Source organism: Kitasatospora sp. NPDC088160 (assembly GCF_044741445.1).
In the GTDB taxonomy this organism is placed as follows: Bacteria; Actinomycetota; Actinomycetes; order Streptomycetales; family Streptomycetaceae; genus Kitasatospora.
The window spans coordinates 327269-342115 of sequence record NZ_JBIUSS010000006.1 but is presented as its reverse complement, the minus strand read 5'-3'; the positions used below and the strand labels follow the sequence as shown (position 1 = coordinate 342115).

10 protein-coding genes are annotated in these 14847 nt (G+C 71.6%); 4 read left to right on the top strand and 6 right to left on the bottom strand.

From position 1 onward, the window contains the following. Positions 1 to 262: 262 nt before the first annotated feature. The 3 genes from ACIOGZ_RS12035 (at position 263) to ACIOGZ_RS12025 (ending at position 4562) form a co-directional block, all read left to right on the top strand. Positions 263 to 1720: an alkaline phosphatase family protein gene (locus ACIOGZ_RS12035; protein ID WP_400985755.1), complete on the top strand. Its 1458-nt coding sequence runs from the start codon at positions 263 to 265 to the stop codon at positions 1718 to 1720. Between the two features lie 551 nt (positions 1721 to 2271). Continuing rightward, positions 2272 to 2781, top strand: a complete 510-nt coding sequence (locus ACIOGZ_RS12030) for a hypothetical protein (RefSeq protein ID WP_363623780.1) — start codon at positions 2272 to 2274, stop codon at positions 2779 to 2781. Between the two features lie 461 nt (positions 2782 to 3242). Continuing rightward, the gene (locus ACIOGZ_RS12025) at positions 3243 to 4562 is read left to right on the top strand and encodes an ALF repeat-containing protein (RefSeq protein WP_400985753.1); all 1320 of its coding nucleotides are present in this window, start codon (positions 3243 to 3245) and stop codon (positions 4560 to 4562) included. A gap of 366 nt (positions 4563 to 4928) precedes the next feature. Here ACIOGZ_RS12025 and ACIOGZ_RS12020 read toward each other — a convergent pair whose 3' ends face one another. The 5 genes from ACIOGZ_RS12020 to ACIOGZ_RS12000 form a co-directional block, all read right to left on the bottom strand. Further along, on the bottom strand, positions 4929 to 6650 hold the full coding sequence (locus ACIOGZ_RS12020; RefSeq protein ID WP_400985751.1) for an ABC transporter family substrate-binding protein: 1722 nt from the start codon (positions 6648 to 6650) through the stop codon (positions 4929 to 4931). Between the two features lie 50 nt (positions 6651 to 6700). Then, entirely contained in the window at positions 6701 to 8833 is a 2133-nt protein-coding gene (locus tag ACIOGZ_RS12015; RefSeq protein ID WP_400985749.1) for a dipeptide ABC transporter ATP-binding protein, read from the bottom strand. Next, a complete protein-coding gene (locus ACIOGZ_RS12010; protein WP_400985747.1) occupies positions 8830 to 9828 on the bottom strand; it encodes an ABC transporter permease in 999 nt (332 codons plus the stop codon). The genes ACIOGZ_RS12015 and ACIOGZ_RS12010 overlap by 4 nt, the downstream gene beginning before the upstream one ends. Before the next feature lies 1 nt (position 9829). Next, positions 9830 to 10813, bottom strand: a complete 984-nt coding sequence (locus ACIOGZ_RS12005; RefSeq protein ID WP_363587103.1) for an ABC transporter permease — start codon at positions 10811 to 10813, stop codon at positions 9830 to 9832. Between the two features lie 324 nt (positions 10814 to 11137). Further along, positions 11138 to 12604 carry an MFS transporter gene (locus ACIOGZ_RS12000; RefSeq protein WP_400985745.1) on the bottom strand — a complete coding sequence of 489 codons (1467 nt, stop codon included), beginning with the start codon at positions 12602 to 12604 and terminating at the stop codon, positions 11138 to 11140. A gap of 541 nt (positions 12605 to 13145) precedes the next feature. On the opposite strand from ACIOGZ_RS12000, the gene ACIOGZ_RS11995 reads away from it, so the two are divergent. Further along, entirely contained in the window at positions 13146 to 13460 is a 315-nt protein-coding gene (locus ACIOGZ_RS11995) for a hypothetical protein (protein WP_363587105.1), read from the top strand. A gap of 215 nt (positions 13461 to 13675) precedes the next feature. Here the strand turns inward: ACIOGZ_RS11995 and ACIOGZ_RS11990 are convergent, their stop codons facing one another. Beyond that, entirely contained in the window at positions 13676 to 14809 is a 1134-nt protein-coding gene (locus tag ACIOGZ_RS11990) for a DUF6528 family protein (protein ID WP_400985743.1), read from the bottom strand. Between the last annotated feature and the right edge of the window lie 38 nt (positions 14810 to 14847).

Genomic DNA, 14847 nt, shown 5'->3' with positions numbered 1-14847 from the left:
GTAGAAGGTCACCGTGGTGACCGTGCCCCGGAGGCCCGGCTTCGAACAGCGTACGGACCGCCCCCCGCCCGGCGTTCGGGCATCCCTTCGGAGCTGTCAGCAGCGTGGTGCGGGGGCGCCTTCAGTGCCTGTCGGGTACCTGACATTCCTTGGCTGTTCATCCGCCGTCTCCACTGCCTCGAAGCTCCCGGGGGAAGGCCACAGGTGGTCCGGTGCGGTGACATCCCGCACGCGCACCGGCGCGACGGAGAGGGTGGGGCTGATGTCCGGAATAACCCGACGGAGGCTGCTGGGATCGGCGGCCGGCGCGATGGGAGCGGCAGCGGCGATGAGCCTGCTGCCACCGAGTGTCCAACGAGCGGTAGCGGCGGGGGTACCGAAGGCCGGTTCGCTGCGGGACGTCCAGCACGTGGTCCTGCTGATGCAGGAGAACCGGTCCTTCGACCACTACTTCGGCACGCTGGCCGGTGTCCGCGGCTTCGCGGACCCGAACGCGCTGCGGCTGGACAACGGGCGCTCGGTGTTCTACCAGCCCGACAGCGTCAACCCGGACGGCTACCTGCTGCCGTTCCACCTGGACACCCTCACCACGAGCGCGCAGGCGATCCCGTCCACCAGCCACTCCTGGTCGGTGCAGCACCGGGCCTGGAACGGCGGGAAGATGGACCGGTGGCTGCCCGCGCACCGGTCCGCCGACGGCGTCAACGGCCCGTACGTGATGGGGTACTACACCCGGGAGGACATCCCCTTCCAGTTCGCCCTGGCCGAGTCGTTCACCATCTGCGACAACTACTTCTGCTCGGTCCAGGGACCGACCTGGCCCAACCGGCTGTACTGGATGACGGGTTCGATCGGAGCCGACGGCGGCCAGGGCGGCCAGGGCGGCCCGATCATCAGCAACTCGGCACCCGAGCCGCTGACCTGGAAGACCTACCCCGAACAGTTGGAGGCGGCCGGCGTCAGCTGGCAGGTCTACCAGGAAGCCGACAACTACGGCACCAACATGCTCTCGCTCTTCAAGAGCTTCCAGCAGGCCGCGCCCGGCAGCGCGCTGCACCGCAAGGGCATGACGGCCCGGCCGGCCGGCACCTTCGAGGACGACGCGCGCAACAACCGGCTGCCCGCCGTCTCCTGGATCCTGCCGACCGGCTACCAGTCCGAGCACCCGGACTACCTGCCCGCCGCCGGTGCCGACTACGTCGCCTCCAAGATCGAGGCGGTCGCCTCGAACCCCGAGGTCTGGGCGAAGACGGTGTTCATCCTCAACTACGACGAGAACGACGGGCTGTTCGACCACGTGCCGCCACCGGTGCCCCCGGCCGCCACGCCGGGCGAGTTCGTCGGCGGTCTGCCGATCGGCGGCGGCTTCCGGGTGCCGTGCATCATCATCTCGCCCTGGACGGTGGGCGGCTGGGTCGCCGGCGAGGCCTTCGACCACACCTCGGTGCTGCAATTCCTGGAACGGTTCACCGGGGTCCGGTCGGCCACCGTCACCGACTGGCGTCGCAACGCCTTCGGGGACCTGACCTCGGCCTTCCAGTTCAACGGCGGCGTGTGCAAGGCCCCGGCGCTGCCCCCGACCGCCGAGCAGCTCGAACTGGCCAAGTACGAGGTGTCGAACTATCCGGCGCCCGCCCTTCCGGGCGCGGGCCAACAGTTCCCCACCCAGGAACCCGGCGACCGGCCGCACCGACCGCACCGACCGCACCGACCCCGATAGCGCCCAGTAGCACCCGGCGGCCTTCGGCCAGGGCCCGGGCCGAAGGCCGCTGCGCACCGCCAGCAGGGCCTACGCCACGTCAGACCGGCGTCCCAGCCACCGCGACGCTGTTGCCGATCGTCAACGTGACCGCCCGTCCCCGAGAGTGCGGTCCGGGAGGTCCATGCTGAACCCGCGACGGCCACGGCCACCGGGGGTTCGAACTGCACCGAAGCGCCGAGCAACTCGACAGCCTCACCGCCGTCCCCGAAGCATCAGGCCGCACCATCCGATGGCGGCTGTCCGACAGCGTCGCGGTCAAGGAGTTCCGGAACCGGAGCAGCGACGCGCCACGTCGTCGGCGCGCATTCATCCGGAGCCGAGGTGAATCCCGCCGACGCCAGGTGGAAGAGGCCGCTGCACGAGCAGCAGCCGCACAGCAGATCACGACAGCCACCGGATGACGACCGCTGCCTGACGGAGCTGATTCCACACAATGATGCGGTTGACGGTCCTTCGACCGTGCCGGAGCGGTAAGTTGACGGCTGCCGACTATGGAAAGAAGCACCGACGTGACCATCGACCAGGCTGCCCTCGGCAGCGCCGTGAAGGCAGTCGCCGCCGCCGCACACGCCGATGACCCGGCTGCGCTGTACCGCGCCGTGATGCCGCCGGCGGGCACGGACACGCCTCCGGCCGAGGCCGCCAGCTGGTTCGGGTCGCTCCTCATTCACCTGGCGCTCGCCGCGGCGAGCGCTTCGCGGTTGGAGCGGGGCTGCCCCCGGGAGACCGTCGCGGGGTGGATCGGGGAGGTGCTGGGCCCGCTGCCCACCCCCGCGCTGCTGCGCGCTGCGGATCCCGGCCGCATCGACCACGTCGAGGCGGTGCGCGCCGTAGCGGACTACTCCCGGTGCCGCGAGTACGCCGTCGACCTGGTCCGGGTGGGCCTGACCGAGCCGGATGAAGCACCGGACGAGCGAGGCGTCGATGCCCACTGTGCGGTGACGAACGACAAGGACGCGCGGATCACCGTGATGGCGATGCTCGGCCGCCTCGCCTCCGTTCCCGGCGGGCGAGGTTGACGGCACCTCCCCGGTGGTGCGCGGGGCGTCGGGCCGCCTTCGGGTCGCCCGGCTCGGCCTCGCCGCTCGGCCGGACGCCTTCGCCGGGCTGTCGGGGGATCAGGTCGGCGTAGACGATCTCCACGGCCGGCTCAGCCGCCCCAGCCGAAGCTGTCGAGGGTCACGGTCGGAACGGGGGCGCCGACCGGAGCCGCACCGACCGGGCCGGTGCGGAGCGGGCGGCGGGTGTGCCGGGCCCGGGGTGTGGACGGCGCGGACCGGGACGGCGTCCCGAACGGGTAGGGACGGGGACCCCGGGCAGCTCTCCCGGCTGGTGTGACCAGGCGGTGCGCGACGAAGCCGAAGCGTGGGACGTGACGGAAATGTGTTCGCCAGCGGGGGGTACCGTTGCTATACGATCACTCGGCCGACCGTCGCGAGGCCGCGACTGGCTCATCCGTGTTGCAGATCCCGGGGGACCGTTGAAGATCCGTCATTCGCTCGCTGCCGTCCTCCTCGCCGCAGCCGCCGCGCCCGTCGCCCTGGGCGCCGCCCCGGCGTTCGCCGACACCGTCCCGACGGGGCAGGAGCAGACCGACCCGGCCGAGACCAAGGCGGACGAGGAGAACCGGGCGGCGATCGAGAGGCTGCTCGTCTACCCGAACGACTACCTGCTCACGGCTCCGAGCGACTACCTGCGCGAGCACGCGGGCCAGGCCCTCGCCGGCACCCCCGCGGACCGGGCGCACTTCCTCGCGGTGGAGGCGGACAGGATCCGCCGGGACGACGCGCGGATCGCGATCCTGCGGACCATGAACGCCGCCGGCCCGGCCGTCACGAAGGCCGCCAACGCCGCGTTCGGCTCGAACGACCTCGACGTGTTCCGCGCCTACCTGAACGTCGGCCAGTACACGGCCCGGACCGAGGACGAGAACCGCGCCAAGCTGCAGCACCTCCTCGACGACCCGAACAGCGGACCGGGTGTGCGCGAGGGCGCCCAGCAGGCGCTGGCGGGAACCGCCGCGGATGTCGAGCGCTTCCTCGACACGGGGCTGAAGACGGCCGCCGAGCACGACGACCGGGTCCTGCTCAGCCAGATCATGTCCCACGGCGGCCCGGCGGTGAAGAAGGCCGCCAACGCCGCGATGTCCGGCACCATCGAGGACGTCCGCGCCTTCCTGAAGACCGGCCAGTACGTCGCCCGGGCGGAGGACGAGAACCGCGCCAAGGTCCAGGACGTCCTCGCCGACGCGGGCACCGGCCGCCACGTCCGGGAGGCGGCCGAGAAGGCGCTCGCCGGCAGCGCGGCGGACGTCGAGAACTTCCTGAAGACGCAGCTGGAGCCGCTGCGGGCGAGCGACGACCGGATCCACGTCTCGCAGCTCGTCGAGGCCGGGGGGCCCGAGGTCCGCAAGGCCGGCCTCGCCGCGCTCGACGGCGGCATCGCGGAGGTCCGGGCCTTCCTGAAGGAGGGCCAGTTCACCGCCCGGGCCAAGGACCAGGCCGCCGCGAAGACCACTGCCGAGACCGCTACGGAGACCTCGCGGAGCGGCTCCGGTACCACCCGGGCGGTCACCACCGTGACCCCCGACGCCACGGTCGCCCCCGTCTCGGCCGCCGGCGGCACGACGACCACCGCGACGACGACCACCGCCACCACGGACGGCCGGAGCGCCGCCGGTGGCTCGCTGGCCGCCACCGGCTCGACCGCCCCGCTCGGGCAGCTCGGCGCCGCCGCCGGCGCGGCCGTCGTGCTGGGCGCCGGCGCGGTCGTCGCCTCGCGCCGCCGCTCGCAGGCCTGATCACCCTCCCCCGCCGGCCGGTCCACACCTCACGCCGGCCGGCGGAGCGTTCCCTGCACACCCGCACCCACGCCCACGGACGGGCCGCGCGCCCCGCGCTCGGTCCCGGCCCCCGCCCGTACCCGCTCCCCCTCCCCGCGTGGTGCAGATCCCCCCTTCTCCACCACGCGGGACGGACACCCGGCCACCGCTCCACACCCCCGGCGCCGTCCACCCGGAGGCGCGCGGCCGATGTTGAGGCGCCCCGGCCCCCGGGTGGGAGCGCCCGGGGGCGGCGGCGAGCTGCGGGGCCGCGGCGTCCTCGGCCCCGCTCGTCAAATGGTGCTGCTCACGCGCGAGCCCCGCAGGGGCGCCGGAACGCCGGTGCTACTTCTGCCAGCCGATGGTCTCGGGCAGCGGGCTGTAGAAGATGGTGGCACCGACGTTGGCGAGGCCCTTCCTGATGCCGTAGGTGGAGGGGCCGCTGTAGAGCGGCAGGAAGGCGTACTGCTGGAGGGCCTTCTGCTCGACCTTGTTGACGGCCGCGACCTGCTGGCCGAGGTCGGCGATCTCGCCGGTGGCGCGGATCTCCTTGTCCAGCTCGGGAGTTCCGGCTCCGGTGATGTTGGAGTCGCGGTCCGAGCAGTAGAAGTCGCACAGGTACCGCGCGCCGAAGGGGTCCGTCGAGCGGTTGCCGGAGATGAACAGGTCGAAGCGGCGGTCGCTGAGCACCTTGGAGAAGTCGTTCTCGGAGACCTTGTTGACGTTCACCTTCACGCCGACGGCCTTGAGCATCGCGGTGAGCGCTCCGGCGGTGGCCTTCTCGATGGGGTCGTCGCCGAGCACGGTGTAGCCGAGCTCGAGTTGCTTGCCGTCCTTGGCGCGGATGCCGTCGGCTCCGGGCTTCCAGCCGGCCGCGTCCAGGGTCTTCCGCGCCTCCTGCGGGTCGTACTTCAGGACAGCGGCGACGTTGTCCTGGTAGCCCTGCTGGAAGCTGTAGAGCACCGCCGAGCCGGGCAGCGGCTCCGTGTAGTCGAGGCCCTGGAACCGGATCTTCGTGATCTGCGGACGGTCGATGCTCTCCTGCACCGCCTTGCGGACCTGGACGTCACCGAGGAACGGGGACTTGGCGTTGAGGTACAGCGCGTACTCGAAGGGGCTGCCGCCGCTGCGGATCTCGGCGTCCTTGACCGTCTTCACCTGCTTGAGGTTCTCCGCGGTCCCGACGGGGGCGTAGTCGAGTTCGCCGTTCTTGAAGGCGTTGATCGAGGCGGCGCTCTCCAGGTTGACGTAGACGCGCTTGTCGAGCTTGCCCGGCCGGCCCCACCAGTTGGGGTTGCGCACGAAGGTGATGTTGCCGGAGTGCTCGTCCCAGGTGCCCACGGTGTACGGTCCGGTGCCCCATTCGGGGTGGGCCGTCTTGACGTACGCCTTGTTGAAGTTGTCGACGGTGGCGGCCTGGGGGTGCAGGAAGGTGGTGAACAGCGCGGACCAGGAGGCGTTGACGCCCTTGAAGGTGATGACCGCCTGCTTGTCGTCGGCGCCCCGGGTGACGGAGGTGATGCGGTCGTAGCCGTCGGTGGAGGAGGCCGCGTAGTCCTTGTCCGAGCCGTTGTTGGCCTTCCAGGTGGCTTCGATGGCCCGCCAGTCGATGGGGGTGCCGTCGTTGAAGACGGCCTTGGGGTTGAGGGTGATGACGACCTTCTGGTCGCCGCCCTCGACCGAGACCTTCACGTCGCTGTAGTAGTCCGGGTTGTACTGGACCTCGCCGGTGGGCGAGTAGGTGATGGCGTGGGCGTTGTACCAGGACCAGATCCGCGAGGAGTTCAGGGTGCCGTTGACGTTGAAGGGGTTGCCCTGCTCGTCGAAGGTCCCCGCGGTGGTGTAGGTGCCGCCGTCCTTGATGTTCTCGTACGGCTGGGGGTTGTAGTCGGTGACCGAGGACGCGACCCTGGCGGCGTTCTCGGCGTTCGGCCCGGAGGATCCGCCGGGGGATCCGCCGGAGGCAGACGAGGAGGAGGACGAGGAGGAGGACGAGGAGGAGCACGCGGTGGCGGCGACCAAGACGGCCGCGGCGAGCGCGAGGGGCAGGGCGAGCTTCCGACGCATGGGTTGTCCTTGGTGGGAATCGGTGAGAAGGGGGTGGGACGGGGCGGGTGTCAGACCGCGTGGCAGGCGTACTGGTGGTCGGAGCCGTCCGGGGCGCCGATGGTCGCCGGCCGCTCGGTGCGGCAGCGGGTCCGTACGCTCTCGTCGGCCTCCCGGTACAGCGGGCAGCGGTCGACGAACACACAGCCCTCCGGCAGCCGGGTGGCACTGGGCTGCTCGCCCGCGAGGACGACGCGCTCGCGGTGGCGCTCGCGCTCCGGGTCGGGCACCGGGATCGCCGACAGCAAGGCCTGGGTGTACGGGTGCCGGGGTCGGGCGAAGATCTCCTCGGTGGCACCGGACTCGACGATGTGCCCGAGGTACATCACCGCGATGCGGTCGGAGACGTAGCGCACCACGGCCAGGTCGTGCGCCACCACCAGGTATGCCAGGCCCAGTTCGCGCTTCAGTCGGGCGAGCAGGTTGATGATCTCGGCCTGCACGGAGACGTCCAGCGCGGACAGCGGTTCGTCCAGGACCAGGAGTTTCGGCTCGCGGGCCAGGGCGCGCGCGATGCCGACACGCTGGCGCTGGCCGCCGGACAGGGCGGCGGGGAAGCGGTCGCCCATGGCGCGGTCCAGGCCCACCAGGTCCAGGAGACGGGTGACCCGGGACCGGATGGCCGTCCGGTCGGCACCGGCGGCCTGGAGCGGTTCGGCCAGCAGGTCGAAGACGGTCAGGCGGGGGTCCAGGGCGTCCGTCGGGTCCTGGAGGACGATCTGGACGTCGCGCCGCAGCTCGCGCACCTGGGCGGCCGACTGCAGCGTGGCGACGTCGGTGCCGGCCACTTCGATGCGACCGCCCTCGGGGGCGCGCAGCCGCAGCACCTCGCGCAGCGTGGTGGTCTTGCCGCTGCCGGACTCCCCCACCAGGCCCAGGGTCTCGCCCGCGCGCAGTTCGAAGCTGACGTGGTTGACCGCGTGCAGGGTTCCCACCCGGCGTTTGAGGAGGGCCCCCTTGGTGACGGGGAAGGTCTTGACCAGGTCCTCCACGCGCAGGACCACCTCGCCCGCGGTCCGCTCTCCGGCGCGGGACGGCGGCACGGGAGCGGCGCGCCCGGCCGGGTCGAGGGTTCCGTCGGCGATCTCCCGCGCGCGGTGGCAGGCGACGCGGCCGCGCTGCCCGACCGGTGCGGTCGAGTCCGGTGCGGTCAGGTCCGGCGCGGTCAGGTCCGGTTCGGTGGTCCGGCACACGTCCTGGGCCACCGCGCAGCGGGGCGCGAAGGGGCAGCCGCCGGGCAGGCCGACCAGGGAGGGAGGCTCGCCGCCGACCGGGATCAGGGGCCGTTCGACGCCGCTGTCCACGGCGGGGACGCTGGCCAGCAGCCGGGCGGTGTAGGGCATCGTGGGGCGGCGGAAGAGCTCGTCGACGCTCGCGTGCTCGACGATCCGTCCGGCGTACATGACGGCGACGTCGTCGGCGTGGCCCGCCACCACGCCCAGGTCGTGGGTGATCAGGACGAGGCCGGCGCCGGTCTCGCGCTGGGCCAGGCGCAGCACGTCGAGGATCTGCGCCTGGACGGTGACGTCGAGCGCCGTGGTGGGCTCGTCGGCGACGAGGACCGAGGGCTTGTTGGCGATGGCCAGGGCGATGACGACGCGTTGGCGCATGCCGCCGGAGAACTCGTGCGGGAACGACTTGGCGCGTTCGCGCGGGTCGGGGATGCCGACCAGGTCGAGCAGTTCCACCGCCTGCTCCCACGCGTCCTTCTTCGACAGTTCCCGGTGCACGCGCAGGGCCTGGGAGAGCAGCCGACCGACGCTGAAGATGGGCGTGAGCGCGGACATCGGGTCCTGGAAGACCATGCCGATGTCCTTGCCGCGCACCCGGGAGAGGCCCTTGTCGTCCATCGCCGCCAGGTCGCGGCCGCCCAGCAGGATCCGGCCGCCGAGGCGCGCGGTGGGCGGCAGCAGGCCCATGACGGCGAGGGCGGTGGCGGACTTGCCGGAGCCGGACTCGCCGACGATGCCCAGGGTGCGCCCTGGCAGCAGATCGAAGCCGATGCCGCGCACGGCCTCCACCGGTCCGGCCTCGGAGGGGAAGGAGACGCTCAGGTCGCGTACGGACAGGACGGGTGCGGGCTCGGTGGGCCCGGCCGGGGAGCCGGCCACGGGCCCGGTGTGGTGGGCGGGTGCGAGGGTCATCGTCGGCCTCCTGCCGCGCCGGTGGTGGACGTGGGGTCGAGGGCGTCGCGTAGGCCGTCGCCGACGAAGGTCATCGAGACAGTGAGCAGGACGGTCAGCCCGGCGGGGAAGGCGAAGAGCCATGGGGCGCTGGTGATGGTGCCCGCGCCGTCGGCGAGCATCGTGCCCAGCGACACGTCCGGGGTCTGCACGCCGAAGCCCAGGAAGGACAGGGCGGTCTCGCTGAGCACGGTGGAGACCACGCCCAGGGTGAGGTTGACGATGAGCAGTGAGCCCAGGTTCGGGATGATGTGGCGCACCACGATGCGCAGGGGGCGCACGCCCATGTACTCCGCGGCGCGCACGTAGTCACGCTCGCGCAGGGACGTGGACACCGACCAGACCACGCGCGCGGTGGACATCCAGCCGAACACCGTCAGCACGAGGATGAGGACCCGCCAGTCGCCCGCCAGCCGGTGCGAGACCAGGGCGAGGATGAGGAAGGAGGGCACGATCAGCAGGAAGTGGATGACGGCGAGGGTGGTCTTCTCCACCCGGCCCCCGAAGTAGGCCGCGCCCGCGCCCACGACCGCGGCGATGGCGACGGTCAGCACGGACACGCTCACCGCGATCACCAGCGAGCGCTGGAGGCCGTGCACGGCGGCGGCGTAGACGTCGTTGCCGCCCTGGTTGGTGCCGAACCAGTGCTCGGCGCTGGGGGCCTGGGTCAGTGCCGAGAAGTCGGCGTCCGCGTAGCCGTACGGGGTGAACAGGTCGCCGAGCGCGCTGAACAGCACGAGCAGCAGGAAGATCACCACGCCGGCGACGGCGATCCGGTTGCGCAGGAAGCGCCGTAGGTAGAGACGGCGCCGGCCCAGATAGTGCCCGTCGTGCCCGTCATGCACGTCATGCCTGTCGCGCCCATCGTGCCCGGTGGGCGGCGGATCGGCGGCTCGCGCGGGTGCGATGGCGAGTACGCCTTCGGAGGTCGCGTCGGGGCTCACAGGGGTGCCCATCTCAGCTCACCCGCACTCTCGGGTCGAGGAGAACGGTGGCGATGTCCGCGAGGATCGCACCGATCGCGGTCAGGGCGGCGGCGAAGGCGGCGGTCGCCACGGTGCCGTGCACGTCGTTCTTGCCGATGGTCTGGATGAAGTACTGGCCCATGCCGTTCCAGCCGAAGATCGTCTCCGTGAGGACCGCGCCGGTGAAGACGGCCGGGATGCTGAAGGCCACGGACTGTGCGGTGGGGATCAGGGCGGTGCGCAGGGCGTGCCGGCGGATCGCCTGGGCACGGGTGAGCCCGGTGGCCCGGGCGGTGCGCACGAAGTCGGAACCGATGACGTCCAGCAGCAGGGAGCGCTGGGTGAGGTGGTAGCCCACGTAGCCCGTCAGGGTGAGCGTCAGCGTCGGCAGGATCAGGTGCAGCAGCCGGTCACCGACCGTCGCCCAGAACCCTTCCACGCCGGGCGAGTTCTCCCCCGCGACGTACAGGAAGTGCCAACCGGCCTGCTCGTTCAGCCGGATGGCCAGCAGCACCAGGGCGAGGGCGGCGATGGACACCGGGACGTTGAACAGCGCCATGGAGAGGGCCTGGGCTGCCCGGTCCCTCCAGCCGTACTGGCGCGAGGCGGTGTGGACCGCGAGGGCGACACCGACGACGACCGACAGGACCGTCGCGCCGATCACCAGTTCGGCGCTGACGAGGGAGCGGTAGCCGATCTCCCCGTTCACCTGGACCCCGACCGGGGAGCGGCCCCAGTCGAAGTGCAGGACCACGCTGGTCAGCCAGTCCCACCAGCGGTGGAGCAGCGGCTCGTGCGGGTCGAGGTTGTAGGGGGCCAGGGCCCGGGATATCTGCTCCTCGGTGCGGACCGGACGCAGTTCCTTGAAGTTCGAGCGCGGGTCGAGGAACCAACTGGCGAGGAAGTAGGTGGCGTTGGTGGCCATGGCGATCACCAGGAACCAGCCCGCCGCCCTGCGTGTCACGTACCGGAGCACGGACGGCACCTCCCCACCAGGTGCGGCGGGTGCGCCTGGGGAACGTCGGGTCTGGAGGAGGTACGCATGCAGGTAGAAACCTTCTGGGGCGAGAGCCGGGTGCACGATCGTGCAGATGCGAGTCTGTGTACGACTGGTGCGCGACGCCAGTGATCTGGGCATATGTACATGGGAACGAAACACCCCCGCAGCAAAGAGGCGTTGAACCCACTCCCCCGTTCACATTCGCAGGTGGCCGGGTCGACGACGTCTTCCCGAAACACCTCGACTCCCCCCACACACAAGTCGAGCGAACCTGTGGGGCCATGGAGCACAGGTACCTGCTCAGGGGGCGGGCCGGGTGCGCAGGGTGCGGTCGGCGAGGGTCGTCAGGACCAGGACGACGCCGACGCCGACCATGATCCAGGCGATGAGGTGCATGCCGCGGTCGGAGACGTGGGTGCGGAAGACGATGCCGGTGATTGCGGAAGCGACGATCGAGCCGAGGTAGCCGAAGGTGCGCAGCAGGCCGGAGGCGGTGCCGAGTTGTTCGGCGGGAGCGTGTTCGTAGAGGGCGGTCTGGTTGCCCGCGCCGGACGTGCCCATGGCGACGCCGAAGATGAGCGTGACCACCACGACCCATCCGATCCAGCCCGAGGTGCTGAGCAGCAGTACGCCGGCGGATCCGATGAGGCAGGCCAGGGCCGCTGCCATGACCGGTCCGCGCACCGGGTTGTGCCGGGAGACGAGCGAGATCACCAGGCCGGACATGAGCGTCATGGGCAACAGGAGCAGTCCGGCTTCGGTCCCGGACAGGCCCCGGACGCTCTGGGCCCACTGGGTGACGCCGTAGAGCACCACGTACGCGCAGACCAGGACCAGGCCGTAGCGAAGATAGGTGCTGGTCAGGGCCCGGTTGCCGGCGAGCAGGCGCAGGTCGAGGAACGGGGTGCCGGCTCGCAGCTCCCACAGCACCAGGGCGATCCACAGCACGGCGGAGATCGCCAGCAGGTACCAGTGGGCGTCGGGCAGGGCGAACAGGAACAGCAGCAGCGTGATCATCGCGGCGGCGAACCCGGCGATGCCGATCACATCCAGGGCGGCCGCGACGTCACGGGCGCGTCGGCTGCGGTCCGGTGGGCTGTCGGACGGGCTGTCCGGTGGGCTGTCGGACGGGCTGTCGGGTGGGCTGTCGGGTGGGACCCAGGCCACTGTCGTGACCAGCGCGACGAGTGCGACCGGAACGTTGATGAAGAACACGGATCGCCAGCCCAGCGCGGCCACCAGAACACCGCCCAGGGGCAGCCCGAGCGAGGCGGTGGCGATGCCGGCGATCTGCAGGCCGCCCAGCACTCCGCCCGGCGGCTTGTCCAGACCGGCGTCCTCGGCGCGGCGGCGGATCAGCAGCATGGCCGTCGGATAGGCGCACGAGGTGCCCGACCCGATCAGTACTCGGCTGATCAGGAGGATCGGAAGACTGTCGGCGGCGCCGCCCATGAGTCCTCCGACGATGACGAGTCCGATTCCGGCCAGGAACACCCGTCGTGGGCCGAACACCTCGGCGGCCTTGCCCGCGGTGGGCTGGGCGATCGCGCTGGCCAGGTACAGGGCCGTCACCAGCGCGGCGGTCTGCCCGATCGACACGCCGAGTCCGTGGGCGATCGGTACGAGGGCCGTGGCGATCAGCGAGCTGTTGATCGGGTTGAGCGCCGAACCGACGAACAACGGGGTGGTGAATCGCCAGGAGAACGGACGCCCGGGCGGTATCCCGTTCACCGGCGGGGCGTTGGTCGTCGGTCCGGGGGCGGGCATCGGAATCTCCAGTACATGGTGGTCGCAGAGGCTCGGCGAGGCGCCCGGGCGACAGCGTGGCGGCATCCGGGGTCGCGGGCTCATCGCTGGTGGAGGACTCGCCCAGGACGTCGGCGACGTGGTCGACGAAGGTGACGGCGGCGGGACGAGGCGTCGCACGACGCACGCCGGACCAAGGCCTGCACGGCTGACGGCGTGGTTCGTTCGAGTGGATTCGTGTCGCGCAGCGGTGCGACGGCGGTGTGCGGAGGCGGGAGGCGGTCATGACGGTCCGTTGGCCTCCCCTCGTACGCGAGGATATGGGACTCGCGGACTGAGGGAACATCAGTTCGCCGGGACCGACCTCGCGGTGGTGCGGATGATCTGGCCGTTTCCGTGGCGAGGGAGTCTGCCACTGGCGCAGCAGCGGGAGGTTCGCATGGTGGTTTAGGTTGGAATCCACGGGAAGCCGGCGACAGGTCTGACACGAGAGCCCACCAAGCAGTCGCCCGCCTCCTGCCCTGCTTCGTGCTCAGCTTCGTGCTCTGATCGGAGAACTCGCGTGTTCACCAACAACACACACCCCGTCGTGGTCCTGCACGACCTGGACGACGTCCGCGCCGAGCTCCTGGCGGAAATACAGACGGCGGGCGCGGCGGAGCGACCCGGGTTGGAGGCAGCCCTGCGTGTGGTGGATCGCCAGATGATCGTGGCGGACGAGGAGCGTGTCCGCCGGTGGGCGAGCCGGATCCTGTCCGCGGCGGACGTCGACCCCGTGCTGGACCCGGTCCGGGCCGTGAAGGTGCTGCGGGACGCCGTCCCGGGGCTGGGGCTCATTTCAGCGAACGACCTGGTGAAGTCCGCTCTCCCCCGCTGACACGGGCGAGACGTGGCAAGCCGGGGCGGGGCCGCCGTGTACATCAGCTGAGGAGCCGCGGAGCTGAGGACCCGCACACCCGCGGCACGACCACGGCGACTGCCGCGGGTCGGACTGCCGCCAGGTCGGACGCCCGCGCCGGCCGCCGCGCCGGCGAGGACGCCGCAGGCCCCGCCTCGGCGTCGAGCGTGGCCCGCGGCTGCCGGAGGACCGCGCTACCGGGGTCGGTTCGTCGGGCCCAGACCAGGAAGCGGCGTGGTCCACCAGCGGGCCTTGTACAGCTCGGTTCCGGTCAGGGCGAGCGTCCCGTCGGGGTGGTGGAAGGTGACGGCGGAGGTGCACCAGGAGCAGGGCCCCGCGTGATCGGGCGTGACGGTGAGCAGGCGACCGGTGACGGGCTCACTGCCCACGCTCTTGATCCCGCGGGCCGAGTCCTCCGCGCCCAGCCCGACGGCTTCGAAGCGGTCGAGGTGTGAGTCGTAGCGCCACAGGCGGTCGCCGGTGCTGAGCCAGAACGTCCCCGGCGCGGAGCGCACAGGTGCGAGGTCGTGTCCCCCGACTTCCGGAAGGGGGACGCTGCGTTCGGGGGTGAGGGAGGGGATGTCGGGCGTGCCACCGACCCGGAGGGCCAGCAGGGTGTCGTCCCCGAGCACCCAGAGCAGCTCCGCGCCCTCGTCCCACTGCACGGCGTGGGCCCCGTCGAGTTCCTGCTCGGTATAGGTGGTGCTGCGAGGCCCCTCCGAGGCCGCGTACAGCCGCACCCATCCACCGGTGCTGGCGACCACGGCGACGTTGCCGTCCGGTAGGAGCTCCGCGCTGTGGGGGTTGACGGCGGTGCCGAGGTCCGTGGCCCAGATCGGCGTGCCGGTCGCCGTGTCGACCAGGGCTGCCAGGCCACCCGAGGCGGTGACCAGGAGGGAGCCTTCACCGTCGAGCACCACGTCCCTGGCCTCGGTGGGCCTGGCCCAGCTGCGGGCCGGCTCCAGGTCGGCCAGCCGATCGTCGCCGTCAGCGGTCCACGACCACACCACCGGCAACCGGTCGGCCTCGGGTTCGGCCTCCCGCGCCGTCTCGCCGTCCAGGACGAGAACCTGCCGGGACGCCTGATCGACCGCGACGATCAGCGCACTGCCCCGAACGCCGGCCTGCCCGGACCCCGGGTCGGTCTGCCCGGGCCCCGGGTCGGCCGCAGCGAGCGGCGGACCACCCGGCACGGGTGCCCGCCCGGCCTCCTGATCAGCCGCGATGACCACCGCACTGCCGCGGGGCTCTCCGCCGCTGCCGTCCACGGCATGCGGGGCGGGGGTCGAACACGCCGTCAGCATCAGGCCGCCCAGGACGGATCCCACCCTGAGGCCCGCTCCGGCTCTTGCGCACACTGCCACGT

Excerpts from the sequence above, each read along its gene's own strand:
- ACIOGZ_RS12000 (WP_400985745.1), bottom strand. The coding sequence starts at position 12,604 with ATGCCCGCCCCCGGACCGACGACCAACGCCCCGCCGGTGAACGGGATA.
- ACIOGZ_RS12035 (WP_400985755.1), top strand. The coding sequence starts at position 263 with ATGTCCGGAATAACCCGACGGAGGCTGCTGGGATCGGCGGCCGGCGCG.
- ACIOGZ_RS12015 (WP_400985749.1), bottom strand. The coding sequence starts at position 8,833 with ATGACCCTCGCACCCGCCCACCACACCGGGCCCGTGGCCGGCTCCCCG.
- ACIOGZ_RS12010 (WP_400985747.1), bottom strand. The coding sequence starts at position 9,828 with ATGGGCACCCCTGTGAGCCCCGACGCGACCTCCGAAGGCGTACTCGCC.
- ACIOGZ_RS12020 (WP_400985751.1), bottom strand. The coding sequence starts at position 6,650 with ATGCGTCGGAAGCTCGCCCTGCCCCTCGCGCTCGCCGCGGCCGTCTTG.